A 24,481-nucleotide genomic window follows, 5' to 3' on the forward strand; every position below is an offset into this window, starting at 1 on the left:
TGTGTGTCCCATATCCGTTATGACTGTATCATACTAATCTGATAGGCGATGAACGCGTGATGAACGTTTCCGTTGCGTGGCGACGTTGGGCGATCGTGCGGACGGGCTTGTAATTGATGCCGGGCTGGGTAAACGTGCCGCGCATGTCCCTCCGGCTCGCCACCTTCAACGTTGAAAACCTGATGAACCGGTTTGATTTTTCCGGTTTCCGCAATGAATTGCACCAGGACCGGGCGCTGGCTCTCTACGACATCGCCGACGAGACGCAGTACAGGGCTCTGGAGCAGGCGCGCGCCATCGCCCATACGGACGATGCGCGCCAGCTGACGGCGCTGGCGATCGCCGCCACGCGCGCCGACATCCTATGCTTGCAGGAAGTCGACAATCTGGCCGCGCTGAAGGCGTTCGAATACGGCTATCTGTTCAAGATGATCGGCAGCGGCTACCAGGAAAAATACTCGACATCAGGCAACGACAAGCGCGGCATCGACGTGGCGGTGATGATGCGGCGCGAGACGGCGCACGGACAGCCCATCGAATTCGTCCGCATGACCAGCCATGCGCATGTTACCTTCGCCGATTTCGGCCTGCACAATGTGGCGTTGGGCGAACTCGGGATCGAGCCGCAGGAGCGGGTCTTCCGCCGTGACTGCCTGGAGATCGACATCAAGATCGGCGGGCGGCCGCTGACGCTGTTCGTCGTACACTTCAAGGCGATGAGCCCGCCGCGCAACGGCCTGGATGGGCGGGCCGCCTCGATGCCGGTGCGCATGGCCGAGGCAAGCGCCGTGCGCCGCATCATCGAGGAGCGCTTCGGAGTGGGCAAGGCGGCGCAGAAGCGCTGGGTGATCTGCGGCGACCTCAACGATTATCGCGAGCGCATCGTCATCGAGGGCGATGCGCATGAAGGGTATCGTTTCCAGCCGGCGCAGGAAGAATTGTCGAGCATCGATGTGCTGACGGAAGGCGGGTTCTGCGAGAACATCGTCGAGCGGCGGCCTGTGATGGATCGCTGGACGCTGTATCACACGCGCGGCCCGGCCGAGCGGCATCTGTGCCAGCTCGACTATCTGCTTTTGTCGCAGGGGCTGGCGCGGCACAATTCGCGCGCCATCCCTGACATCATCCGCGGCGGCCAGCCGTGGCGCACCGTGTTCCCGCCCGATCAGGATGTGCCGCGCTTTCCGCGCACCGGTTGGGACCGGCCGAAGGCGTCGGACCATTGTCCGGTGGCCGTGACGCTCGACATCGCCTGATCACTCGTGACGCAGCGCCTCGATGGGGTCGAGCCGCGCGCCATGCAGAGCCGGGAAGAAGCCGAACACCACGCCGATCATCATCGACACGCCCGACAGGCACAGGATGGCGAAGATGCTCGGAACGAAGGGAATGCCGATCAGCAGCGTGGCGCCCCAGGCGATGGCCAGCCCGAGGCCGATGCCCAAAAGGCCTCCGATCAGCGACAGGATCGAAGCCTCGACCAGGAATTGGGACAGGATGTTTCCCTGCCTGGCGCCGATGGCCATGCGGATGCCGATTTCGCGGGTTCGCTCGGTGACGGAAACCAGCGTGATGTTCATGATGCCGATGCCGCCGACCAGCAGGCTGATGCCGGCGATGGCGCCGAGCAGCGCGGTGAAGGTGCTGATCGTGTCCGTGGTGAACTTTATGATCTCGGTCATGTCCTCGGCCTGGAAATCATCGTCCTGGCCTGGTGCGATGCGGCGGATCTGCCGGAAGGCGGCCTCTGCCTCCCGCTTGATGCGCGCTGTCATGATGCCCGGTCTGGCCGTCAGGACAATGCTTTCCACATGGCGGTTGCCGGCAATGCGGGTCTGATAGGCTTCGAGCGGCAGAACGACAGTGTTGTCCTCATCAGTAAACAAGGACCCGCCCTTGGCAGCAAGCAGGCCGATGACGGTGCAGGTCATCTGGCCGATGCGGATGCGGGCGCTCAACGGACTGTCGGAGCCGAACAGTGCCTTGCTGACGGCCGGCGCGATCAGGCAGACGCCGGCGCCACTCTCCATTTCGGCTCGCGTCGGCGCCCTGCCACGCGTCACTTTCCAGTTGCGAATGCGCAGGTAATCCTGCGTGACGCCGACGGCAGAAACCTGGGTGGAATTCGGGCCGAAAATGGCGCGCAGGGATTTTCTGGCGACAGCGGCCGTTGCCTGTACATCGACGAGCCGGCGCGCAAGCATGCGATAATCCTCACTGGCCAGCGGGCGCGCTGCGTCGCGCGGCGGCGAACCGGGCTCGAACCTGTAGCCTGCCGACACAAACACTTGATTGCTTCCCAGGGCGGTGATGTCGGCATGCATCTTCTCTCGGACGCCCGAACCGATGGTGAGCATAGCGATGACGGCGGCGACGCCGATGATGATGCCGAGCAGGGTCAGGAATGAACGCAGCTTGTTGCGGGTGATGGAGAGGAGGGCCAGGCGAACCGATTGCTGCAGCATCATGACACTCCGGCGCGCGCGCGGTCATAGGCGATGCAGCCATCGACAAAGCCGATCTCGCGCTGGGCGAAGGCGGCGATATCCGGCTCATGGGTGACCATAACGATGCTCAATCCCTGCTGTCGGTTGAGGCCGGTGAGCAGTTCGAGGATCTCGTGGCCGCGCCGCGTGTCGAGATTGCCCGTCGGCTCGTCGGCGATGAGCAATGTCGGTTTGGAGACGATGGCGCGGGCGATCGCCACGCGCTGCTGCTGACCACCGGACAGTTGGGCCGGTGTGTGGTGTTCGCGTCCGCTCAGGCCGACCTCTGCCAGTGCCTGGGCCGCACGCTCGCGCCGTTCCCTGGCTTTTATGCCACGATAGACGAGTGGCAGTTCGACATTCTCCAGTGCGGTGGTGCGGGGCAGGAGGTTGTAGCCTTGGAAGACGAAACCGATATGCATGTTGCGCAAACCGGCGCGGCGTCCCCGATCGAGGGCGCCGGCGTCGTCGCCGAGAAACCGGTGGGTGCCCGAGGTCGGCGCATCGAGGCAACCGATGATGTTCAACGTGGTCGACTTGCCGGAGCCGGATGGTCCCATGATGGCGACGAATTCGCCGCTCTCGACTGAAAGGCTGACGCCGGCGAGGGCGTCGACCCGCATGTCGCCTTCGCCATAGGTCTTCCAGACCTGTTCAAAACGGATAAGCGGCGCCGTATCGAGGACCGCATTCATTGGACGAGATCTGCTTCGCCATCTGCGGTGATGACGCTTGTGCCGTCGGCGAGACCGGAAAGGATCTCCGTCTTCTCCCAATTGCGCACCCCGGTCTCGACACGAACGGCCTGCGGCTTGCCATCGCGCAGAATGTAGACGCGATTGTGTTGTTCGAGGCTCGGCGCGGATTGCTCGGTGGAAGTGTTGTCCGCGTCTGACGCCGGATGGTAGCGAAGGGAACTGGAGGGAACGAGCAGCGCGTCCTTGGTCTCGCCGGTGATGATCGACACGGATGCGGTCATGCCGGGGCGCAGGGCGAGGTCGGCATTGCTGACGTCCAGGCGGGCTTCATAGGTGACGATGTTGTTCTCGGTTTTGTGCGCGTAGGAGACATCGCGTATCGCGGCCTCGAAAACCCTCTCGGGAAAAGCATCAACGGTAAAACTTGCCTTTTGACCCTTGTCGATGGCACCGATATCCGCCTCGTTGATCTTGGCGATCAGCTCCATCCTTGCCAGATCCTGCGCCAGCGTGAACAGAACCGGCGCCTGGGTGGAAGCAACGACGGTTTGTCCGGGGTCCGCGCGACGGGCCAGAACAACTCCGTTGATCGGCGCGCGCAGCGTGCTTCTGGTGAGGTCGAGGCGCTTCAGCTCGAGGTCGACGCGTTTGATCGCCAGATCGGCTTCCGCCGCTTTGACCTGATTGGCGGCGCGCGCGCGCGTCGCGGTGATCTCGTCGAGTTTTTGCGCCGCGATGGCATTGCCTTTCGACAGGGCGAGGGCGCGCGTGAGATTCTGCTCCGCCTGACTGAGCGAGATCCCGGCGTCCGAGAGGCGCGCCTGAGACGCTGTGACCGATGCCTCGGCACTTTCGACGTCGAGTGTGCGCGATGTGGTGTCGAGCTTTGCGAGGATGTCGCCGCGCATGACTTGCTGGTTTTCGCGCACGAACACGGCCTGGATTGCGCCGTTCAGCTCGCTTGATATGTCGACCTGAGTCAGTGGGCGCAGGGTTGCCGTTGTGGCGATGCGGGCGATGAGATCGCCACGCATAACGGGGGTGATGGCATAGTGGTCCGGAGTGGCTTCGCCGGTGCCGGACATGACATAGGCTGCACTGGCCAGAAGCGCGACGCCGAACAAGGCAAGGATCTTCGCGCGTGGAAACGATTTCGCCGCTTCGGGCGTGTCCGGCAGCGATGTTTCTGATGTTGATTGCTTGGGGCGGCGGCCGGTTTGCTGCATGGGATCCTCTTGCGATGTCCAGCACGCCCCTTTAAGCCGGAATGGAGCTGAATGAAGGGAATAACAAGGCAAAATTGTGGTTTCCTTGATTATGCACGCGTAGGGCGATTTTTTTCTTATCGGAGGTGCGGCGATGGGACGAAACTACTATATCTACGACGTTTTTTCCGATGCGGCCCTGGCCGGCAATCCGCTCGCCATCGTTCTCGATTGCGAAGGGCTGGACGACGGCGCGATGCAGCGCATCGCCGGCGAGTTCAACCTGTCGGAGACCGTGTTCGTGTTTCCGCCCAGCGGTGCGCGCCACACGGCGCGGCTCAGGATCTTCACGCCGCGGCAAGAATTGCCTTTCGCCGGACATCCGACCGTCGGCACGGCGGTGGCGCTGGCCGAGCGTGAGGACCGCTCGCAGCCGCGCACCGTTCTTCTGATGCTGGAGGAGGTGGTCGCAGCGGTGCGGTGTGCGGTGACCGTCGGCAGTGGCCCCGGCTTCGCCGAATTCGACCTGCCGCGCCTGCCCGAGCCGATCGCCTTTGCCGGCGAGCGGGAGGCTGTGGCAGCGGCCCTCGGGCTCGACCACCACGAGGTTGGCTTCGAGAATCACACGATCAGCGCCTGGAGCGCCGGGGTTCCTTACGTCTGCGTGCCGGTTGCCGACCTGCGGGCGGCCGGCAAGGCGTGGCTCGATGCGACCCTGTGGCGCGCCATGGCGCCGCAGCACAACGGGATCGCCGGGGAGCCTTACATCTATTGTCGCGAAACAATGAACCATGACCATGCGTTCCACGCACGCATGTTCGCGCCGGATGACGGAATACCGGAGGACCCGGCGACGGGTTCGGCGGTCGCCGCCTTCGCCGGCGCGCTGGTCCGCCACGACGCGCCGGTGGACGGCTCGCACCGCTTTCTGATCGAGCAGGGCATCGAGATGGGCCGGCCGTCGAGCATTCGCCTGGAGGTGGATTTGAGCGGCGGCAAGATCGATGCCGCGCGGATCGGCGGCACGGCGGTCCGCATCGCCGAGGGAACGCTTTTCGTCTGACGCGCGTCGCCCGACGCCTGACTGAGTCCGCATGGCGCGATAAGTGACAATCCTGTGTCAGAGCGACTTGCATGCGCTCCGGAAACCGTTTAAGGAGCGCGTCATTCGGTCGGCAAAATTGATGCGCTGACCGAAACGGTCGGGTGATTAGCTCAGTTGGTAGAGCAGCTGACTCTTAATCAGCGGGTCGTAGGTTCGAGCCCTACATCACCCACCACTCCCCAAAATTCCTTGCAGAAATCAATCTCATTGGCCGGGTTTGCGTCGCCGTCCGGCTGGCTCGCCGGCTGTGTTCCTTGCCGTCGCGGGCAATGTCGCGTTGTGCCTGCATGTCCCTCCGCATGCTCCCGAGTGAAAAAAGCCGGCCGCGCCGTCTGGCCGGTTGCCAACGCGAACTTGAAATGATATTAATATAGGAACGATATGAAGATAACAACAATCTGCACAAATCCGCGGCACGCTGCGTAAGATTTGTGCTGTCTGCGATGTTCAGGCGCTGGGGACCGGAGCGTCAAGCCGAAACCATCGGGTGAGGGGCTTGGGCGTGGGATTTCATCAGATGCCGCGGGTTGCGTGACGGGGCGCTTGTGCTCTGTTGCTTTGGAGGAATGAGGCGCTCTTCGCGTTCAGGCCGTGTGTCCTGGACGCGAGGGGCTGCTTGAACAAGGACGCAGGGAGGAGAAGTATTGGATCAGCTGCTGCAGCACCTCGTCAATACGGTCATCATGGGTGGGACATATGCCCTTCTCGGCATAGGGCTGACCCTGATCTTCGGCATCATGAGGATCGTGAATTTCACGCATGGCGAACTGTACGCGTTCGGCGCGTATATGATGTATTTCTTCGCGACGATCATCGGCATGAATTTCTTCGTGTCGATCGCTTTTGCCATCGCCGCCGGCATGGTGCTGGGGGCGATCATCGAGTTCACGCTGCTGCGTCCCAAGCGCGGCGCCGACATCGATACGACGATGCTGATCATGATCGGCGCATGGATCGTCATGCAGAATCTCGAGCATCTGAGCTGGGGCGGCATCGCCAAGTCGATCTCCTCGCCGCTGCCGGAAGCGCCGCTGGTGATCGGTCCGGTATCGGTTTCATGGCTGCGTGTCATGGTGCTGGTGATTGCCCTGGTTCTGATTGCCGCCACCTATGTCGTCATCAACCGGACGAAGCTCGGCAAGGCGATGCGGGCCACTTTCCAGGACAGCAACACCGCCGCGCTGATGGGCATCAACATCAACGCCATCTACACGATGACCTTCGGCTTCGGCTCGGCGCTGGCGGCGGCCGCCGGCGCGCTGCTCGGGCCGGTCTTCGTCGTCACGCCGACCATGGGCGACCTGGCGTCGCTGAAGGCGTTCGCCATCGTCATCCTTGGCGGGCTGGGCAATGTGACGGGGGCGGCCATAGGCGGCTTCATCCTCGCCTTCGCCGAGGAGATCGGCGCCGGATACATCTCGTCTGGCTACCGTGACGCGATGGGCTTCGTCATCATCATCATCGTTCTTCTGTTCAAACCCACGGGCCTGTTCGCCCGGGCGGAGCGTGTCGGATGAAACAGGTTTTTCCCCTTATCGCGCTCGCGTTCTTCGCCACGGTCCCTCTCTGGCTGCAGGACCAATACTATCTGCACACGCTGGTCGTGGCGGGCATCTTCATGCTGGCCGCCATGAGCCTCAACCTGCTGCTCGGCTATACCGGGCAGCTCAGCCTCGGGCATGTCGCCTTCTTCGGCATCGGCGCCTATGTCAGTGCGCTCACCTCGCTGGGCTTCAGCCTGTCGATCTTCGGCGTGCAGATCACCCACGAGCCGTGGCCGCCCTTCATCGGGCTCATCCTCGGCGCGCTGGCTGCGGGGCTGTGCGGCTATCTGATCGGCAAGCTCGCCTTCCGGGTGCGCGGCGCCTATTTCGTCATCGTGACGATCAGCTTCGCCGAGGTGGTGCGCCTCGTCTCGCTCAACTGGGTCGAACTGACGAATGGTCCGTTGGCGCTGCCCGGCATCCCGCCGCTGACGCTGGGCTTCGACTGGACCGGCTATGTGACGCTGTGGGGCAAGGCGCAGAACTACTATCTCGTCCTGGTCTTCATCGCGCTTGCCTATGTGCTGATCAAGCGGCTGGTGCAATCGCCCTATGGGCGGGCGATGATCGCCCTGCGGGAAAACGAGACGCTGGCGGTGTCGGTCGGCATCAGCGTGACGAAATATCTGGTTCTCGCGGCCATTTTCTCCGGTGCGCTGGCCGGTCTGGCCGGCGGTCTCTACGCCCATTACATCCAGATCATCGACCCGATGATCTTCATGTTCCTGAACACGGTGACGATGGTCATCATGGTCATCACCGGGGGCAAGGGCACGCTGGCAGGTCCGATCGTCGGCGGGCTGATCTTCGGCCTCGCGCCGGTGGTCCTGCGCAACTATGTCGGGCCGGAGGTTCAGTGGATCCTGTACGGCGTGCTGATGATCCTGATCGTCTTCGTCCTGCCCGAAGGCATCGTGCCGGCGATTGAGCGCTGGTTCAATCGTAAGGCGAAGCCGGGGCGCAAGGACGGTTCGGCGGCCGGCGGCAAGGCGGCTGACAGGGAGACGGGGCAGGGCGGATCGACGCTGGCGCTGGCAAGCTCGGGAAAGGTCAATTCGTGATGAACGCGCAAACCCAAACATCCGCGCCGATCCTGGCGGTCGAACATGTGGCCGTGCATTTCGGCGGACTGGTCGCCATCTCGGACATGAGCTTCGAGGTGCATGAGGGCGAACTGGTCAGCCTGATCGGCCCCAACGGCGCCGGCAAGACGACGGCCTTCAACGTCATCACGGGGTTCCAGCGGCCGACAAAGGGCCATGTGAGCTTCCAGGGGACGTCGCTCGACGGGCTGAAGCCGCATGAGGTCACCGGCCTCGGCCTGGTGCGCACCTTCCAGCGCACCAGCGTGTTCGAGAAGATCACGGTGTTCGAGAATGTCCTGATCGGCCTGCACCGGCGCACGGCGCCGAGCCTGCTCGGCACGTTTCTGGGCCTGCCCGGCGAGAGGCGGGCGGAGGCTGAACTGCGCGAGCAGGCGTGGGAGATCCTGCGCCTCGTCGGCATCGAGCACGAGGCCGACGAACTCGGCGGTAGCCTCCCCTATGGCGACCAGCGCCTGCTTGGCGTGGCCTTGGCGCTTGCGGCCGATCCGCGCGCCCTGCTTCTGGATGAGCCGGTGTCGGGCATGAACGCGTCGGAGACCGGACGCTTCATCGACCTGCTCAACCGGCTGCGGGCCAAGGGCACGACGATCCTGCTCGTCGAGCATGACATGCCGATGGTGATGAAGATCTCCGACCGCATCGTCGTCCTCAACTATGGCCGCATCATTGCCAACGGCACGCCTTCCGAGATCCAGAATGATCCGGAAGTGATCGCGGCCTATCTCGGGGGAGGTGTCAAGAATGCTTGAGATCAAGAATCTCGTCTGCCGCTATGGCAAGGTCACGGCGCTCGAAGGCATTTCTCTAAAAGTGCCGGAGAAGCAATTGGTGGTGCTGGTCGGGGCCAACGGCGCCGGCAAGAGCACGACGCTGAGGGCCATTTCCGGCATCGTGCCGGCGGCGTCGGGGCAGATCATCTTCGACGGCGAGGACATCACCGGCATGGCCGCCGGGAAAATCCTGGCCAAGGGCATCGCCCATTGCCCCGAAGGGCGGCGGGTTTTCGGCCAGATGACCGTGCTCGAGAATCTCGAGATCGGCGCCTATCTCCGGCGCGACCCCAAGGAGATATCCGAAGACCTGGACCGGGTGCTCGAACAGTTTCCGCGCCTGGCGGAGCGGCGCAAGCAGGTGGCCGGCACGCTTTCTGGCGGCGAGCAGCAGATGCTCGCCATCGGCCGGTCAATGATGTCGCGCCCCAGGCTGATCATGTTCGACGAACCTTCATTGGGTCTGGCACCGAACATCGTCGAGCAGACCTTCTCGATCATCCAGGGCATTCGCGAAGCGGGGACCACGGTGATGATGGTCGAGCAGAATGCGTTCGCCGCGCTCGACATGTGCGACTATGCCTATCTTCTCGAGGCCGGGTCGATGGTGCTCGAAGGAAAGGGTGAGGAACTGATCAAGAATCCGCATGTGCGCGAGGCCTATCTGGGGGCCGGCGTGCATGCCTGATTCCTGACGCCGCACGCGCTCGGGCGTGCCCATTGTCGGTTCGATACGCCGGCCCGAAGACCGTTTTGCGGTTTTCGGGCCGTTGGCGCATTGTCGGTGGACAGGTGTCTTGCGGCTTGCAATTTTATTTGCTCTATCTTACTAAACATAGTATCTTTCAGGCAGATCGATTGCCGGTGCAGTGGCGCAATGCTTGTGCAGGCATCCACCGGCATTCTGTGCCCAGAAACGAGCGAGGTAGGAAACATATGGCTGACACGTCGAAACCCGTCATCGGCATTATCGGGGGAACCGGAGACCTGGGCTCGGGCCTGGCGCGCGCCTGGGCGAATGCCGGATACACGGTGGTGATCGGTTCGCGTTCGGCCGAGAAGGCCGCCGAAGCGGCGAGCCAGTTGGGCGCCGGCGTCAGCGGCCAGACCAATGTCGGCGCGGCGCAAGCCGCCGACATCGTCGTGCTGGCGGTTCCGTTCTCCAACCATGCGGCCTCGATCGAGGAAATCCGCAGCGCCGTCCAGGGCAAGATTCTTGTCGATGCCGCCGTTCCGCTGGTTCCGCCGAAGGTTTCGAAAGTGCAATTGCCGGAGGAGGGGTCGGCTGCGCAGATCGCCCAGAATCTTCTTGGCGAAGGCGTGCGCGTGGTCTCCGCCTTCCACAATGTCGGTGCTGCGAAGCTGCACAAGGGCGGCCGGGCCGATTGCGACGTGCTGGTGTTCAGCGACGACAAGGATGCGCGCAACCAGGTGATCGAACTGGCCGGCGCGGTGGCCAATCGCGGCGTCGGCGGCGGCTCGCTGGCCAATTCGGCGGCGGCCGAAGCGCTGACCTCAGTGCTGATCTGGATCAACCGCCAATACAAGGTTCTGGGCGCCGGCATCGCCATCACCGGCCTGGAAGACGCGACGCAGGCCTGACATCATGCATCCGGTCTCCCTTCATGCCCTGCACGGGATTCCACTGGTCGAACCCGGCGACGACCTCGCCGGGCTCATCGGCCAGGCGCTGCAGGATAACGGGTTGACGCTCGTCGACGGCGACATCCTCGTCCTGGCGCAGAAGATCGTCTCGAAGGCGGAAGGCTGCTATGTCAACCTGGACGCGGTAACTCCTTCGGCCAGGGCGCGGGAACTGGCTGACGAACTCGGCAAGGATCCGCGCCATGTCCAGGTGGTGCTCAACGAGGCGGAAGAACTGGTCAAGGTCGGCCAGCACGTCATCATCGCCGCCCACAGGCTGGGCCTGGTGATGGCCAATGCGGGCATCGACGAATCCAACATCAGCCATGGCGAGGGCGACGGGCGCGTGCTGCTCCTGCCGCGCGATCCCGACGGATCGGCTGAGGCGCTGAAGGCGCGGCTCGACGCCGATCACGGTGTTTCGGTCGGCGTCATCATCAATGACAGTTTCGGCCGCCCCTGGCGCAATGGCGTCGTCGGGGTGGCCATCGGTGCTGCGGGCATACCGGCTCTGGTCGATCAGGTTGGCGCAAACGATCTCTTTGGCCGCAAGCTGAAGGTGACCGAAATCGCGACCGCCGACGAACTGGCGTCGGCAGCCTCGCTGCTGATGGGGCAGGCAGCCGAGGGCGTGCCCGCAGCACTCATTCGCGGTTTCCGCAACACCGCGCCGGCACGCCCCGCCTCGGCGCTGATCCGCGACAGAAAACGGGACATGTTCCGATGACCGCAGAGGACAACAGCATATCGAACAATGGCCGCGTCGTGGCGCTTTGCGGCGGCGTCGGCGGGGCCAAGCTGGCCTTCGGCCTGGCGCGCATCCTGGGCGACCGGCTGACGGTGGTGGTCAATACGGGCGACGATTTCGAGCATCTTGGCCTGCACGTCTCGCCCGATCTGGACACGGTGCTCTACACGCTGTCGGGCCTGGCCAACCGGGAACTGGGCTGGGGGCGCGGCGACGAGAGCTGGAATTTCATGAGCGTCCTGCGCGATCTCGGCGCGGAAACCTGGTTCCAGCTCGGCGACCGCGACCTGGCACTGCATGTCGAGCGGACGCGCCAGCTCCGCGCCGGTGTGCCGCTGACACAGATCATCGGCGCGTTCGCCAACAGTTTCGGCATCCGCGCCGAAATCCTGCCGATGAGCGACGATGCGGTGCGCACCACGGTGGTGACGCCGGAGGGTGCGCTGCCGTTCCAGCGCTATTTCGTCGAGCGGCGCTGCGCGCCGATGGTCAGGCAGATCAATTTCGAGGGCGCCGGTAAGGCGCAGCCGACGGCGCAGGTGCTGGCCGCGCTCAGGGATCCCGACCTGCAGGCGATCATCCTGTGCCCGTCGAACCCGTTCCTCAGTATCGACCCGATCCTGGCGGTGCCCGGATTGCGGGGGGTGCTCGAGGCGGCCCGCGCGCCGGTGGTCGCCGTGTCGCCGATCATCGGCGGCAAGGCGGTCAAGGGGCCGACCGACAAGATCATGGCCGAACTGGGCGTGGCGGCGACCAATGGAGCGATCGCCGAGCATTATCGCGGGCTTCTCGCCGGGCTGGTCATCGATGCGACCGACGCCGCCGAGCGCGACACGGTCGGTGGGCCGACGCATGTGACGAAGACGTTGATGAAATCCGACGAGGACCGGGAGGAGCTGGCGCGCGAGACGCTCGGTTTCGCCGCTCGCCTGGCCGCCATGGCGGGACCCAAGCGAATGGTGTCGTCATGAGCGGGCATTGGGCGCTCGTTCCCGTCAAACGCCTGGAGCGGGCGAAGTCGCGGCTGTCGCCGCTGCTTGGTGCGGCCGAGCGGATGGAACTCGCCGGCGCCATGCTGCGCGACGTGCTCGGCATGCTGGCGGATGTCGAGCGGCTGGACGGCATAGCGCTCATCACCAACGACCCGCAGGCGATGCATCTGGCCCGCTTGGCCGGTGCGACGATCGTGCCGGACAGGATCGAGGCCGGGACCAACGAGGCGGTGCTGCAGGGTCTAGAGTGGCTGCGGCCGCGCGCCGGGGCCAGCGCCATCGTCGTGCCCGGCGACATCCCGTTCGCCACCGCCGCCGAGATCAACGCCGTGGCCGAGGCGATGGACAGCCATGCGGTCGTGCTGGCGCCGGCGCTGCGCGACGGCGGCACCAATTTGCTCGGCATGAAGCCATCGGACGCGATGCTGCCGGCGTTCGGCGAAAGCAGCTTTGCGCGGCACTTGGCCGCGGCGCGGGCGGCGGGCATCGAGCCGCGCATCCTGCATCTCGAGGGGGCGGGGCACGACATCGACGTGTCGTCCGATCTTTTCTGCAGCGCCGAGGGTGGCACGGCGACGCGCCTGTTTCTCGAACGCCTGGCGCAACGCAACCCCATGCCGGCGACGGCGTGGCCGAAGGAGGAATTGCAGCCATGACCAACCAGATGCTGCTCAAGGATTTTCCGCTCGACCGGCGGCTCGAGCGCGACGAGGCGCTGAGCCTGATCGACACGACCGAGCTGCAGCCGCTGCTGGCGGCCGCCGCGCGGCGGCGCGACGCCGGTCATGGGGAGCGCGTGTCCTATTCGCGCAAGGTGTTCATCCCGTTGACGCAGCTTTGCCGCGACGTCTGTCACTACTGCACCTTCGCCCATCCGCCGCGCAAGGGCGAGAAGGCTTTCCTGACGCGCGACGAGGTGCTGGCGATCGCCGAGGCGGGCAAGCGGGCGGGCTGCAAGGAGGCGCTGTTCACGCTTGGCGACAAGCCGGAGCTGCGCTACCGGATCGCCCGCGAGGAACTGGCGGCGCTCGGGCACGAGACGACGCTGTCCTATCTGGCCGAAATGGCGGACCTGGTGTGGCGGGAAACGGGACTGCTGCCGCATCTCAATCCGGGCCTGCTCAACGACGAGGATTTTCGCGCGCTGCGGCCGGTGTCGATTTCGCAAGGCATCATGCTGGAGAGCATTTCCGGGCGGCTGTGCGGCAAGGGAAGGCCGCATTACGGCTCGCCGGACAAGATTCCGGCCGCCCGCATCGACACGATGCGGCTGGCGGGGGAACATGCGGTGCCGTTCACCTCCGGCATCCTGATCGGCATCGGCGAGACGCGCGAGGAGCGCATCGATTCGCTTCTGGCCTTGCGCGACCTGAACGATGCGCAGGGGCATATCCAGGAAATCATCGTGCAGAATTTCCGGCCCAAGCCCGGCACGCTGATGCATGATGTGGAGGCGCCGCCGCTCGACGATCATCTGTGGACCATCGCCATGGCGCGGCTCCTGTTCGAACCGGAGATGAACATCCAGGCGCCGCCGAACTTGAGCCCCGGCGCGCTGAAGCAGCTGGTCGATGCCGGCATCAACGATTGGGGCGGCGTCTCGCCGGTGACCCCCGACCATGTCAACCCGGAAGCGCCGTGGCCGCACCTGGAGGAGTTGGCGAAGGCGACGGAAGCCGCCGGCAAGGTTTTGACCGAGCGACTGGCGATCTATCCCTCCCACGCCCGTGATGCGCTGAAATGGGTCGATGCGCAAATGCGCACGCCGCTCTACAACCTGATCGACGCCGACGGTTGGCCGCGCACCGACGATTGGTGTCCGGGCCGCCAGGATGCGCCGCCGGTGGTGGACGCCGCGCTGGTGAAGCCGGCCATGCCGGCGAAGGCGGGCTCCGATATCCAGGCGATCCTCGACAGGGCGCAGGATGGCGTGCCGCTCGGCGAAGCCGAGATCGTCCGGCTGTTTCGGGCGCGCGGCGCCGATTTTTCCGCCGTCTGCCAGGCGGCTGACGATTTGCGCCGCCGGGTGAACGGCGACGTGGTCAGCTATGTCGTGACGCGCAACATCAATTACACCAACATCTGCTACTTCAAGTGCCAGTTCTGTGCCTTCTCGAAGGGCAAGCTCAGCGAGAATCTGCGCGGCCGGCCCTATGACATCTCGATGGAGGAGATCGCCGGGCGCGTGCGCGAGGCGTGGGAGCGCGGCGCAAGCGAAGTCTGCATGCAGGGCGGCATCCATCCGTCCTATACGGGCCAAAAGTATCTCGACATCTGCGCGACGGTGCGGGAGGCGGTGCCGCAGATGCACCTGCACGCCTTCTCGCCGCTGGAGGTCTGGCAGGGCGCCCAGACGCTCGGCGTTCCGGTTGCCGAATTTCTTGCGCGCCTGCAGGAGGCGGGCCTGAAGAGCCTGCCGGGCACGGCGGCGGAAATCCTCGACGACGAGGTGCGCGCACTGCTCTGCGCCGACAAGATCAACACGCAGGAATGGCTCGACGTGATGCGCGCGGCGCATGGGCTCGGGCTGCGCTCGACGGCGACCATCATGTTCGGCCATATCGACCGCTACGAGCATTGGGCGCGGCATCTGATGCGCGTGCGCGACCTGCAGATCGAAACCGGCGGGTTCACCGAGTTCGTGCCGCTGCCCTTCGTCCATATGGAAGCGCCGATCTATCTGAAGGGCCGGTCGCGGCCGGGCCCGACCTTCCGCGAATCGATCCTCGTGCACGCGGTGGCGCGGCTGGCGCTGCATCCGCACATCACCAACATCCAGGCATCGTGGGTCAAGCTCGGGCCGGACGGCGTGCGGCATTGCCTGAATGCCGGCGTCAACGACCTCGGCGGCACGCTGATGGACGAGAGCATCTCGCGCTCGGCCGGCGCCAGCTACGGCCAGGAGATGACGCCGCAGCAGATGGAGCGGATCATCGTTTCCGCCGGCCGTCTGCCGCGCCTGCGCAACACGCTCTACGGCAATGCCGGCGCCGAGATTCGCGAGCGTGCCTTTGCAGCCGCGAGCGCCGGCGAAGCCGCCGAGCCGGTGCTTCAGATTGGCAGCACCCACTGACGCAGCCGCCCGAAACAGCGATTGGTTTCGGCACGCGTGGCTTGCCGATTCAATGACTTACGGCATTGTCGCGGATCCGGGCGGATGCGCGGCGGCATGGGTTTTCCCCAGGCGGCCTTGACCTGGAAGATTCTTACCATCAAGTAGACATACTATTATTAGTATGATAGGTTGACTTAGCTGCTGACGGGTAGCGGCCAGGGATTGGAGCAGGGTGCCATGGCGCGTGCGCAAAACGGATTTGTCGACAAGGCCGAAGTGGTCGATGCCGCAATACGGCAGGCTGCCGTCGAGCGGGCGCGCGCGTCGCGGCTGGTTCTGCCGACATTCGCCGAACTGGCCGGCCTCGATCCGTTTCCCACCCGGGCGCTGGAGCGGCTGGAGGGTGTCGATCCCGACAGTCCCGACCCGGCCAATCTGTGGCGCGTGCACTGGTTCAACGCCGCCGACCGGCGCAGCCGGGTGAACACGCCGGCGAGCGTGACCTTGCCGTCGGAACTGACCGGCGTCGCGGCGCCCATCGTCGTGCTGCTCGGCTCGCATTTTCCGATGATCGGCGCGCACAAGGTGCTGCCGGCCTATGCGGGGCTGGTCAGCCTGCTGGTGACCGGCCGGTTCGATCCGGCCCATCACCGGGCGATCTGGCCGTCGACGGGCAATTACTGCCGCGGCGGCGTGGCGATCTCGCGCATTCTTGGTTGCGACGGGGTGGCGGTGCTGCCGGAAGGGATGAGCCGCGAGCGCTATGAATGGCTGGAGCGGTGGATCACCCATCCCTCGCACATCGTGCGCACGGTCGGCACGGAGAGCAACGTCAAGGAAATCTACGACAAGTGCCACGAGCTGGCGCTGGACGAGAACAACGTCATCCTCAACCAGTTCTCCGCCTTCTCCAACTACATGGCGCATCATGTGTGCACCGGCACGGCGTGTGATGCCGTGTTCTCGGCACTGCCGGGAAAGACCGGGCGGACGCGGCTCGCCGCCTTCGTTTCGGCAACCGGCTCGGCCGGAACCATTGCCGCCGGTGACCGGCTGAAGACGCTGCATGGCACGCGCATCGCCGCCGTCGAGGCGCTCGAATGCCCGACCATGCTGGAGAACGGCTATGGCGAGCACAACATCCAGGGCATCGGCGACAAGCATATTCCGCTGATCCACAATGTGATGAACACGGATTTCGTCATCGGCATCTCGGATCAGGTCACCGACCGGCTGAACCTCTTGTTCAACAGCGAGGAGGGCAGGGCCGCCGTGCTGCGCCAGACCGGGCTCGACGCCGAGGCGATCGCTGCCTTCTCGGAAGTCGGCATTTCCGGTTTTGCCAACATCGCCGCGGCGATCAAGCTTGCCCGCCACATGAATTACGGTCCCGACGACGTGATCATGACGATCGCCACCGACAGCGCGCGCATGTACGCGACCGAGGCGGAAGGCGCGCGGCGCAAATTCTTTCCCGATGGCTTTGGCGCGGCCGAGGCCGACCGGGTGTTCCTCGGCGATCTGGCCGGACTTTCGACGCAGCATGTACTGGAGCTCGACCAGGGCGAGAGGCGGCGCATCTTCAACCTCGGCTACTACACCTGGGTCGAGCAGCAGGGCGTCGCCATCGAGGATTTCGACGCGCGCAAGGACCAGGCCTTCTGGGACGGCATTGCCGCCTCGGCGCCTGCCTGGGACCAACTGATCAACGATTTCAACGCCGACGCCGGCTTGAACTGACACGCGGCGGTTTTCCGCCGGACGAAGAGGAGAGTGTTTGTGCTTGAAGCCCAAGTAGAGCCCTATGACAGGCTCAGGGAGAAAATGGCGGCCCGCGACCGGAGCCTGCGCGAAAAGGTCATGTCTCTGGAGGAGGCTGGCTCGTTCGTCCAGGATGGCATGAAGGTCGGCATCGGCGGCTCGACCATGTCGCGCACGCCGATGGCGATGATCTGGCAGTTGATCCGGCAGCGCCGCAAGAACCTGTCGTGCTCGCGGGCGATCGTCTCGACCGATGGCGATCTGCTGTTCGGTTCGGGCGCATCGGACCACATCATCGCAAGCTGGTTCGCGCAAGGGATCCTGTGGGGCCTGTCGAAGGTGCTCCGCCACCATGTCGAGAATGAGGGCAAGAACTACGAGGAATGGAGCCATATGGGCGTCGGCATGCGGTTCCGCGCCGGCGGCATGGGCGTGCCGTTCCTGCCGATGCGGGCGATGCTCGGATCGGACGTGCTCGGCCAGCGGCCGGAGGCGAAGGAGATCGACTGTCCGTTCACCGGCGAGCGCATCCTGCTGGTGCCGGCGCTCAATCCGGACGTGGCGCTGATCCATGTGCAACGCTGCGACGCCTATGGCAATGCGCAGATCGACGGACTGCAGTTCATGGACATCGACCTGGCGCTGGCCGCCGACCGGGTGATCCTGACGACGGAACGGATCGTCTCCAACGACCAGATCCGCCGCGCACCGGACCAGACGAAGATCCCGTTCTTCTGCGTCGATGCGGTGGTCGAGGTGCCGTACGGCTCGGCGCCGCACGAGTGCTACGGCCTGTACGAGCCGATGATGAAGCACATGGAAGCCTATGTGAAACAGGTCAATGCCGCTCCGGTGGAGGGCATGCGGGCCTATCTCGACAAGTATTTCCACGAGCCGAAATCCTGGAACGACTACCTCGCCCTGATCGGCATGGAGGAACTTCTCGAGGCGAGCCAGCGGGGCCGGAGCATCTACAATGACTGAAGCGCGAAACTACACCGCAGCCGAAATCCTGCCGATCCTCAGCGCACGGCAATTGCGCGACGGGATGGTGGTGTTCGCCGGCGTCGGCACGCCGCTTCTGGCGGCCACGCTCGCTCAACGCCTCAACTGCCCGCGGCTGACCATCCTGTTCGAGGGCGGCGTCGTCGGCGCTTTCGTCGAGCCGGGCAAACTGCCGCCATCGACCAACGACCAGCGCTGCACGCGGCGCGCCAACATGGTGCTGGGCAGCTCGGACGTGCTGCTTCTCTTGCAGCGCGGCTATGTCGACATGGGCTTCATGGGCGGGGCGCAGATCGACCAGTTCGGCAATCTGAACTCGTCCTTCATCGGCGATCCGGCAGCGCCCAAGACGCGCCTGCCGGGGACCGGCGGCGGCAACGACATTTCCAGCCTGACCAACATGATCGTCGCCATGAAGCACGAGAAGCGGCGCTTCGTCGAACATGTCGACTTCATCACCAGTCCGGGCTTCATCCGCGGCGGCACCAGCCGGCGCGACAGCGGCCTGCCGGCCGGCGGCATGTTCCGGGTGATCACCGAACTGGCAATCTTCGGCTTCGACGAGACGACGCGGCGCATGAAGGTCCTGGCGCTGAACCCCGGCGTAAGCCGCGAGGAGGTTCAGGACAACACCGGCTTCACGCTCGATTTCGACGACGAGACCGCCATCACCGAGCCGCCGACGGAAACGGAACTGCAGGTTCTGCGGGAACTCGATTCCGAGCGCCTGTTCATCGCTTAAGATATTTGGAGGAAGATGAATGACTGAATTGTCCAACACGTTCGGCGTCGCCGCGCGCAATTTCAAAGCCTATCCGGAAATGCCGAACGCGCGCGAACTCGTCGACTACGGCGTATGGGTCGAGGAACTCGGCTATGATTCCGTCTGGGTGTGGGATCACATGCTGCTCGGCGTCGAGCCGAACTTCCCGATCATCGATTCGCTGACGGTGCTGACCGGCATCGCCGCGCGCACCAAGCGCATCAAGATGGGCACGGGCATTCTCGTCCTGCCGCTGCGCAACCCGGTGGCGCTGGCCAAGCAATTGTCGAGCATGGATCAGCTTTCGGAAGGCCGCCTCGTCATGGGCATGGCGTCGGGCTGGTACAAGCGCGAATTCGACGCGGTCGGCGTGCCGTTCGAAAAACGCGGCAAGATCATGGACGAGAATCTGGAGATCATGCGCCGCCTGTGGACCGAGGAACTGGTCACCGGCGAATACATGAACCACAACATTTCCAAGGCGGTGATGTATCCCAAGCCGCACCAGAAGGAGATCCCGATCCTCATCGGCGGCTATGTCGATCGTGTGCTGAAGCGGGCGGCGACCGTCGGCGACGGCTGGCTGACCTATTTCTACCGCGCCGAGGATTTCAAGAAGTCGTGGGACAAGATCCGCAACTTCGCGACGGAAGCCGGCAAGGATCCCGACACGCTGAAGAACGCCTCGCAGCTGCCGATCTATATCGGCAAGTCGAAAGCGGCGGTCCAGGACGACATGATGGACTGGCTGAACAAGGAATGGGATTTCCCCGAGCACAGCGACTGCACGCGCGACAGCGCCGTGATGGGCTCGGTCGACGAATGCGTCGAGCAGCTGCGCGCGCATATCGACGCCGGCGTGCAGAAGATCATTTTCGTCCCCTACAAGTACCAGAAGGACCAGGTGGAGACGATCGCCAAGGAGATCATCCCGCGCCTGAAGGCGCTCTAACACTTTGAATCTATGCATCGTGCTTTCCAAAAATCGATTCCGATTTTCGGGCCGATGCAATAGGCCGAAGCGAAAGCATCTCCGCCGTCCGGCAACGGGCGGCGGAACCCGTCCATTCGAAAGCGGAAGAAATCCATGACCGACCCCAACCGCCAAAAGATCATCGACAAGATCGAGGCTTCGCGCGACCAAGCCGTCAAACTGCTGCAGGACATGGTCACCATCCCCAGCGTGACCGGCGACGAGGCCGCCATCCAGAAATTCATGCACGACTACCTGGCCGGCATCGGCCTCGACGTCGACATGTGGGAAACCGACTGGGACGAACTGAAGAAACATCCCGGCTACCGGCCCGTGGCGCGCGGCTATGAGGGCCGCCCGAACATCGTTGCGACGCTGAAGGGCACGGGCGGCGGCCGCTCGCTGCTGCTCAACGGCCATACGGACGTGATACCCGTCGGCGACGGCGAGGGCTGGAGCGACAATCCGTGGTCGGCCACCATCAAGGAAGGCCGCATCTACGGACGCGGCTCCTGCGACATGAAGAGCGGCGTGGCGAGCCACGTGCTGGCCGTGCAGTATCTGAAGGAACTCGGCCTGACGCCGAAGGGCGATGTGATGATCAACATCGTCATCGACGAGGAGGTCAGCGGCCACGGCACGCTCGACACGGTCATGCGCGGCTACAAGGCCGATGCCGGCATTTCCGGCGAGACCAGCGACCTGCATGTGCAGCCCGCCTGCATCGGCCGCATCTGGTTCGAAATCGAAATCCAGGGCAAGCCGGCCGGCGTCCAGCAGCGCTATCTGGGCATCAGCGGCATCGAGCTCGGCTACAAGATCTGCAAGGCGGTGCAGGAGCTTGAGGATGAGCGCGTGGCGACCGTCACGCATCCGCTTTATCCGAGCGCTATCGATTCGCTGCCCTGCCTGATCGGCAGTTTCCAGGCGGGCAACTATCCGAGCGCCTTCCCGGCGACGGCGCTGCTCAAGGGCTCGATCGGCACGGTTCCCAGCGAAGACCATGAAGGGGTCAAGCAGAGCCTGGTCGACAAGATCGCCGCCGTGGCGGCGCAAGACCCGTGGATGAAGGACCATCCGCCGGTGGTGCGCTTCGTCGGCTACGATGCGGAGGCTTCCGAAATTCCGCGCGAGCACGCGATCGTCGACACGGTGTCGCGCACCTATACCGAGGTGACCGGCAAGCAACCGACCATCAGCGGCCGGCAGGGCGCCGCCGACACGCGCTTCCTCAACAGCTATGGCGAGACGCCGACGGTGATCTTCGGTCCCGGCTCGACGGCGGTGATGCATGCCAATGACGAGTATGTGTCGATCGACGACTACATCACCTCGATCAAGGTGATGGCGCTGTCGATTTACGACTGGTGCAACAGCGAGGCGCAAAAGGCGTCCTGATCACGTTTTCACGCAGGCTGCAAAGCGGAAGGCGTCGCCATTGGCGGCGCCTTTTTCGTTGGTTCGTGGCGGTCAAAAATTGTGCTTATTGATTCTATCTTACTATAAATAGGTTGACTGTAAGATAGGTTTGTTCCAGATTGAAGGCGCATCCAGGGGCGGCGCGCCGGCATTCGGTCTCGCCCCGGGGTCCATCAAGGAGAGCATGGTCATGCATATTGCGGTTTTGACCGACGGCGACACGCGGGTCGCCATCACCCCGGAGACGGTTCGGAAATACGAGGCGCTTGGGGGCAGGGTGGTGGTGCAGGGCGGCGCGGGAACGCGCGCCGGCATTTCCGACAGCGATTTCGAGACGGCGGGGGCGCGGGTCGCGCCGGACGCCGCAGCGGCGGTCCGCGACGCCGACATCATCCTGGCCGTCAGCCGCCCCGAGGAAGCGATCATCCGCGCCTGCAAGCCGGGCGCGGCGCTGTTTGCGACGATGGATCCGCATCAGGCCAACGGCGCGCTGGAGGTGATGGCCGGGGCAGGGATCAGCGCCTTCGCCATGGAATTGATGCCGCGCATCACGCGGGCGCAATCGATGGACGTGCTGTCGAGCCAGGCAAGCCTTGCCGGTTATCGCGCCGTCATCGACGCGGCCTCGGAATTTCCTCGCCTGCTGCCGATGATGATGACCGCCGCCGGGACCATTCCGGCAGCGCAGATCTTTGTCATGGGCGCCGGCGTGGCGGGCCTGCAGGCGATCGCCACGGCGCGCCGTCTTGGCGCTTCCGTTTCGGCGACCGACGTGCGGCCGGCCACCAAGGAGCAGGTCGCCTCGCTGGGCGCGAAATTCGTCGCCGTCGAGGATGACGAGTTCAAGGCGGCGGAAGCGGCCGGCGGTTATGCCAAGCAGATGTCCGAGGACTATCTGGCCAAGCAGGCCGAGCTCGTGACCGCCCACATCGCCAAGCAGGACATCGTCATCACCACGGCGCTGATCCCCGGCCGCGCGGCGCCGCGCCTGGTCACCAGGGCGATGATCGACGGCATGCGCGCCGGCTCGGTGCTGGTCGATCTCGCCGTCGAGCGCGGCGGCAATATCGAGGGCTCGAAGCCGGGCGAGGTGGTCGACGCCGGACGCCGCATCAAGATCATCGGCAATTCCAGCATCGACCGGATCGGCACCACGGCGTCCAGCCTCTATGCGCGCAATCTCTACAGTTTCGTCTCGACGCTGATCGACCGCGACAAGCCGGGATTGGCCATCGACTGGGACGACGAGCTGGTGAAAAGCACCAATCTGACGCGCGACGGGGCCATCGTCCATCCGGCCTTCGGCGGCGCCAAGCCCAACTGACGCTGGGCTTTCGGCAGGAGGCGAGAGGCTGACTGCCGGCTCTGCCCGCGCAATTTCTGGAGACCGTTCATGACGTCCACCGCAATCATCCAACTTTTCGTCTTTCTGCTGGCAGGCTTTGTCGGCTTTCAGACCATCAGCCGCATTCCGCCGCTGCTGCACACGCCGCTTATGGCGGCGACCAACGCCATTTCCGGCATTTCGCTGGTGGCCTCGCTGGTGCTGGCCGGCGCCGACCAGAGCCTGCTCAGCACAGTCCTCGGCACCATTGCCGTCGGCTGCGCCACCGCCAATGTGGTCGGCGGCTTCCTCATTACCGACCGCATGCTGGCGATGTTCAAGCCGGCGCGGCTCGAGGCGAAGGAGCAAATGAGCTCATGATCGCCACCGGCATCCAAATCGCTTATCTTTCCTCGGCAGCGCTGTTCGTTCTGGCGCTGCGCGCGCTCGGCCAGCCGACCACGGCGCGGCGCGGCATGCAGATGGCCGCTTTCGGCATGCTGGTCGCGGTCTGCGCGACGCTCGTCGACCAGCGCATCGTCAGCTATGAATGGCTGATCGTCGGCCTCGTCGCCGGCGGCTTGATCGGCTATCCACTCGGCATGTGGGTGCCGATGACGGCCATGCCGCAGCGCATCGCCTTCAGCCACGCCTTCGGCGCGCTTGCCGCGACGCTGGTCGGCGTCGGCGAATATCTGCACGGGTTTCACGAGGAGACGCTGAGCCACGGCCAGACGGTCGCGCTGGGCTTCGAGGTGTTCTTCGGCGCGCTGACGGTGACCGGGAGCCTGATGGCCTTCGGCAAGCTGCAGGAATTGCTGCCGGGAGCGCCGATCACCTTTCGCGGGCAGAACGTGTTCAATCTGGCGCTGTTCGCCGCCGGCGTCGTCTGTCTCGTCTGGCTGGTGGTTTCGCCCTACGATACGGCGTTCTTCATCGCCATTCTGGCGATCGGCCTGGCGGTCGGCGTGCTGATGGTGCTGCCGATCGGCGGCGCCGACATGCCGGTGGTGGTGTCGCTGCTCAACTCCTATGCGGGCCTTGCGGCCGTGGCGACGGGCTTCGCGCTCGACAACAACATCCTGATCGTCGTCGGCGCGCTCGACGGGGCCAGCGGCTTCATTCTGTCGATGGCCATGAGCAAGGCGATGAACCGCTCTTTCGCCAACGTCCTGTTCGGCGCCTTCGGCGCGGAAACGGGCGGGGCCGACGCGGCGCAGGACGGGGTGGCGGGCGAGATGATGCCGATCGACGCGGACGACGCCGCGCTGCGACTGGCCTTTGCCCGGCGCGTCATCATCGTTCCCGGCTACGGGCTGGCCGTCGCCCAGGCGCAGCATCAGGTGCGCGAACTGGCCGATCTTCTGGAAAAGCGCGACGTCGACGTGCGCTTCGCCATCCACCCGGTCGCCGGCCGCATGCCCGGGCACATGAACGTGCTGCTTGCCGAGGCGGGCATCTCCTACGACAAGCTGTTCGACATGGAGGACATCAACGAGCGGTTCTCCGACGCGGATGTTGCCCTGGTGATCGGCGCCAATGACGTGGTCAACCCGGCGGCGCGCACCAACAGGAGCTCACCGATCTATGGGATGCCGATCCTCAACGTGCAGGATGCCAAAAGCGTCATCGTGCTCAAGCGCGGCCGCGGCAAGGGCTTTTCGGGGGTCGAAAACGAGCTGTTCGTCTCACCGAAGACCAGCATGCTGTTCGGCGACGCCAAGCAGTCGATCAACAAGCTCTGCGCCGAGGTGAAGCAGGCATGAGGGCTGCGACGAGATGAACGAAGGACAAGTCTTGCTATCATCCTAGATATAGACTGATATGGGTGTGGCGGCGAAACCGAAGGCCCCGCCGGGCCGACGGCTCCCGCAAGGAGGAAG

The 24,481-nt window shown here is 64.5% G+C and carries 22 protein-coding genes and 1 tRNA gene; 20 read left to right on the top strand and 3 right to left on the bottom strand.

What is annotated here, in order from left to right; translation table 11 throughout:
* Nucleotides 1–143: 143 nt before the first annotated feature.
* A complete protein-coding gene (locus tag AB843_RS08770) occupies nt 144–1,256 on the top strand; it encodes an endonuclease/exonuclease/phosphatase family protein (protein WP_048646463.1) in 1,113 nt (370 codons plus the stop codon).
* Here AB843_RS08770 and AB843_RS08775 read toward each other — a convergent pair whose 3' ends face one another.
* Genes AB843_RS08775 through AB843_RS08785 form a run of 3 tightly spaced genes read right to left on the bottom strand, consistent with a single transcriptional unit; the run spans nt 1,257 to nt 4,410 of the window.
* Nucleotides 1,257–2,465 (bottom strand): ABC transporter permease, encoded by a 1,209-nt coding sequence (locus tag AB843_RS08775; protein ID WP_048646657.1) that lies wholly within the window; start codon nt 2,463–2,465, stop codon nt 1,257–1,259.
* Nucleotides 2,465–3,181 carry an ABC transporter ATP-binding protein gene (locus tag AB843_RS08780; RefSeq protein ID WP_048646464.1) on the bottom strand — a complete coding sequence of 239 codons (717 nt, stop codon included), beginning with the start codon at nt 3,179–3,181 and terminating at the stop codon, nt 2,465–2,467. The genes AB843_RS08775 and AB843_RS08780 overlap by 1 nt, the downstream gene beginning before the upstream one ends.
* Entirely contained in the window at nt 3,178–4,410 is a 1,233-nt protein-coding gene (locus tag AB843_RS08785; protein ID WP_048646465.1) for an efflux RND transporter periplasmic adaptor subunit, read from the bottom strand. The genes AB843_RS08780 and AB843_RS08785 overlap by 4 nt, the downstream gene beginning before the upstream one ends.
* Nucleotides 4,411–4,543: 133 nt before the next feature.
* Between AB843_RS08785 and AB843_RS08790 the strand changes: the two genes are divergently transcribed.
* From AB843_RS08790 to AB843_RS08880, 19 genes are all read left to right on the top strand, one after another.
* Nucleotides 4,544–5,452, top strand: a complete 909-nt coding sequence (locus AB843_RS08790) for a PhzF family phenazine biosynthesis protein (RefSeq protein WP_048646466.1) — start codon at nt 4,544–4,546, stop codon at nt 5,450–5,452.
* A 141-nt stretch (nt 5,453–5,593) separates the two neighbouring features.
* Nucleotides 5,594–5,669 (top strand) — tRNA-Lys (locus AB843_RS08795).
* A 469-nt stretch (nt 5,670–6,138) separates the two neighbouring features.
* Nucleotides 6,139–7,011 (top strand): branched-chain amino acid ABC transporter permease, encoded by an 873-nt coding sequence (locus AB843_RS08800; protein WP_048646467.1) that lies wholly within the window; start codon nt 6,139–6,141, stop codon nt 7,009–7,011.
* A complete protein-coding gene (locus AB843_RS08805) occupies nt 7,008–8,099 on the top strand; it encodes a branched-chain amino acid ABC transporter permease (protein WP_048646468.1) in 1,092 nt (363 codons plus the stop codon). The genes AB843_RS08800 and AB843_RS08805 overlap by 4 nt, the downstream gene beginning before the upstream one ends.
* Nucleotides 8,099–8,893, top strand: coding sequence for an ABC transporter ATP-binding protein (locus tag AB843_RS08810; protein WP_048646469.1), 795 nt, complete (start codon nt 8,099–8,101; stop codon nt 8,891–8,893). The genes AB843_RS08805 and AB843_RS08810 overlap by 1 nt, the downstream gene beginning before the upstream one ends.
* A complete protein-coding gene (locus tag AB843_RS08815) occupies nt 8,886–9,602 on the top strand; it encodes an ABC transporter ATP-binding protein (RefSeq protein ID WP_048646470.1) in 717 nt (238 codons plus the stop codon). The genes AB843_RS08810 and AB843_RS08815 overlap by 8 nt, the downstream gene beginning before the upstream one ends.
* Nucleotides 9,603–9,850: 248 nt before the next feature.
* Nucleotides 9,851–10,516, top strand: coding sequence for an NADPH-dependent F420 reductase (npdG, locus tag AB843_RS08820; RefSeq protein WP_048646471.1), 666 nt, complete (start codon nt 9,851–9,853; stop codon nt 10,514–10,516).
* 4 nt (nt 10,517–10,520) lie between these two features.
* Nucleotides 10,521–11,285 (top strand): coenzyme F420-0:L-glutamate ligase, encoded by a 765-nt coding sequence (gene cofE, locus AB843_RS08825; RefSeq protein ID WP_048646472.1) that lies wholly within the window; start codon nt 10,521–10,523, stop codon nt 11,283–11,285.
* Nucleotides 11,282–12,277, top strand: a complete 996-nt coding sequence (gene cofD / locus AB843_RS08830; RefSeq protein WP_048646473.1) for a 2-phospho-L-lactate transferase — start codon at nt 11,282–11,284, stop codon at nt 12,275–12,277. The genes cofE and cofD overlap by 4 nt, the downstream gene beginning before the upstream one ends.
* Complete coding sequence (gene cofC, locus AB843_RS08835; protein WP_048646474.1) at nt 12,274–12,954, top strand: 2-phospho-L-lactate guanylyltransferase; 681 nt, start codon at nt 12,274–12,276, stop codon at nt 12,952–12,954. Before cofD ends, cofC begins: the two co-directional genes overlap by 4 nt.
* Nucleotides 12,951–15,371 carry a 5-amino-6-(D-ribitylamino)uracil--L-tyrosine 4-hydroxyphenyl transferase CofH gene (cofH, locus tag AB843_RS08840; protein ID WP_048646475.1) on the top strand — a complete coding sequence of 807 codons (2,421 nt, stop codon included), beginning with the start codon at nt 12,951–12,953 and terminating at the stop codon, nt 15,369–15,371. The genes cofC and cofH overlap by 4 nt, the downstream gene beginning before the upstream one ends.
* A gap of 219 nt (nt 15,372–15,590) precedes the next feature.
* Nucleotides 15,591–17,093, top strand: coding sequence for a pyridoxal-phosphate dependent enzyme (locus AB843_RS08845; RefSeq protein ID WP_048646476.1), 1,503 nt, complete (start codon nt 15,591–15,593; stop codon nt 17,091–17,093).
* An 84-nt stretch (nt 17,094–17,177) separates the two neighbouring features.
* Complete coding sequence (locus tag AB843_RS08850) at nt 17,178–18,098, top strand: CoA transferase subunit A (RefSeq protein ID WP_048646477.1); 921 nt, start codon at nt 17,178–17,180, stop codon at nt 18,096–18,098.
* Nucleotides 18,091–18,861 (top strand): CoA-transferase subunit beta, encoded by a 771-nt coding sequence (locus AB843_RS08855; RefSeq protein ID WP_048646478.1) that lies wholly within the window; start codon nt 18,091–18,093, stop codon nt 18,859–18,861. The genes AB843_RS08850 and AB843_RS08855 overlap by 8 nt, the downstream gene beginning before the upstream one ends.
* Before the next feature lie 19 nt (nt 18,862–18,880).
* On the top strand, nt 18,881–19,834 hold the full coding sequence (locus AB843_RS08860; protein WP_082143726.1) for an LLM class flavin-dependent oxidoreductase: 954 nt from the start codon (nt 18,881–18,883) through the stop codon (nt 19,832–19,834).
* 135 nt (nt 19,835–19,969) lie between these two features.
* Nucleotides 19,970–21,253, top strand: a complete 1,284-nt coding sequence (locus tag AB843_RS08865; protein ID WP_048646479.1) for an ArgE/DapE family deacylase — start codon at nt 19,970–19,972, stop codon at nt 21,251–21,253.
* A gap of 211 nt (nt 21,254–21,464) precedes the next feature.
* Nucleotides 21,465–22,598, top strand: a complete 1,134-nt coding sequence (locus tag AB843_RS08870) for an NAD(P) transhydrogenase subunit alpha (RefSeq protein ID WP_048646659.1) — start codon at nt 21,465–21,467, stop codon at nt 22,596–22,598.
* A 69-nt stretch (nt 22,599–22,667) separates the two neighbouring features.
* Nucleotides 22,668–22,979: an NAD(P) transhydrogenase subunit alpha part 2 gene (locus AB843_RS08875; RefSeq protein ID WP_048646480.1), complete on the top strand. Its 312-nt coding sequence runs from the start codon at nt 22,668–22,670 to the stop codon at nt 22,977–22,979.
* On the top strand, nt 22,976–24,364 hold the full coding sequence (locus AB843_RS08880) for an NAD(P)(+) transhydrogenase (Re/Si-specific) subunit beta (protein ID WP_048646481.1): 1,389 nt from the start codon (nt 22,976–22,978) through the stop codon (nt 24,362–24,364). The genes AB843_RS08875 and AB843_RS08880 overlap by 4 nt, the downstream gene beginning before the upstream one ends.
* The last annotated feature ends 117 nt before the right edge of the window (nt 24,365–24,481 follow it).

Source organism: Nitratireductor soli (genome assembly GCF_001050155.1).
Taxonomy (GTDB): Bacteria; Pseudomonadota; Alphaproteobacteria; order Rhizobiales; family Rhizobiaceae; genus Nitratireductor; species Nitratireductor soli.

Bases quoted from the DNA above. Each gene is read 5' to 3' on its own strand.
- AB843_RS08770 (WP_048646463.1), top strand. From the start codon at position 144: ATGTCCCTCCGGCTCGCCACCTTCAACGTTGAAAACCTGATGAACCGG.
- AB843_RS08855 (WP_048646478.1), top strand. From the start codon at position 18,091: ATGACTGAAGCGCGAAACTACACCGCAGCCGAAATCCTGCCGATCCTC.
- cofE (WP_048646472.1), top strand. From the start codon at position 10,521: ATGCATCCGGTCTCCCTTCATGCCCTGCACGGGATTCCACTGGTCGAA.
- AB843_RS08780 (WP_048646464.1), bottom strand. From the start codon at position 3,181: ATGAATGCGGTCCTCGATACGGCGCCGCTTATCCGTTTTGAACAGGTC.
- AB843_RS08805 (WP_048646468.1), top strand. From the start codon at position 7,008: ATGAAACAGGTTTTTCCCCTTATCGCGCTCGCGTTCTTCGCCACGGTC.
- AB843_RS08815 (WP_048646470.1), top strand. From the start codon at position 8,886: ATGCTTGAGATCAAGAATCTCGTCTGCCGCTATGGCAAGGTCACGGCG.
- AB843_RS08785 (WP_048646465.1), bottom strand. From the start codon at position 4,410: ATGCAGCAAACCGGCCGCCGCCCCAAGCAATCAACATCAGAAACATCG.
- AB843_RS08875 (WP_048646480.1), top strand. From the start codon at position 22,668: ATGACGTCCACCGCAATCATCCAACTTTTCGTCTTTCTGCTGGCAGGC.
- AB843_RS08860 (WP_082143726.1), top strand. From the start codon at position 18,881: ATGACTGAATTGTCCAACACGTTCGGCGTCGCCGCGCGCAATTTCAAA.
- cofH (WP_048646475.1), top strand. From the start codon at position 12,951: ATGACCAACCAGATGCTGCTCAAGGATTTTCCGCTCGACCGGCGGCTC.
- AB843_RS08865 (WP_048646479.1), top strand. From the start codon at position 19,970: ATGACCGACCCCAACCGCCAAAAGATCATCGACAAGATCGAGGCTTCG.
- AB843_RS08810 (WP_048646469.1), top strand. From the start codon at position 8,099: ATGAACGCGCAAACCCAAACATCCGCGCCGATCCTGGCGGTCGAACAT.
- AB843_RS08845 (WP_048646476.1), top strand. From the start codon at position 15,591: ATGGCGCGTGCGCAAAACGGATTTGTCGACAAGGCCGAAGTGGTCGAT.
- AB843_RS08880 (WP_048646481.1), top strand. From the start codon at position 22,976: ATGATCGCCACCGGCATCCAAATCGCTTATCTTTCCTCGGCAGCGCTG.
- AB843_RS08775 (WP_048646657.1), bottom strand. From the start codon at position 2,465: ATGCTGCAGCAATCGGTTCGCCTGGCCCTCCTCTCCATCACCCGCAAC.
- AB843_RS08870 (WP_048646659.1), top strand. From the start codon at position 21,465: ATGCATATTGCGGTTTTGACCGACGGCGACACGCGGGTCGCCATCACC.
- npdG (WP_048646471.1), top strand. From the start codon at position 9,851: ATGGCTGACACGTCGAAACCCGTCATCGGCATTATCGGGGGAACCGGA.
- cofC (WP_048646474.1), top strand. From the start codon at position 12,274: ATGAGCGGGCATTGGGCGCTCGTTCCCGTCAAACGCCTGGAGCGGGCG.
- AB843_RS08850 (WP_048646477.1), top strand. From the start codon at position 17,178: ATGGCGGCCCGCGACCGGAGCCTGCGCGAAAAGGTCATGTCTCTGGAG.
- cofD (WP_048646473.1), top strand. From the start codon at position 11,282: ATGACCGCAGAGGACAACAGCATATCGAACAATGGCCGCGTCGTGGCG.
- AB843_RS08790 (WP_048646466.1), top strand. From the start codon at position 4,544: ATGGGACGAAACTACTATATCTACGACGTTTTTTCCGATGCGGCCCTG.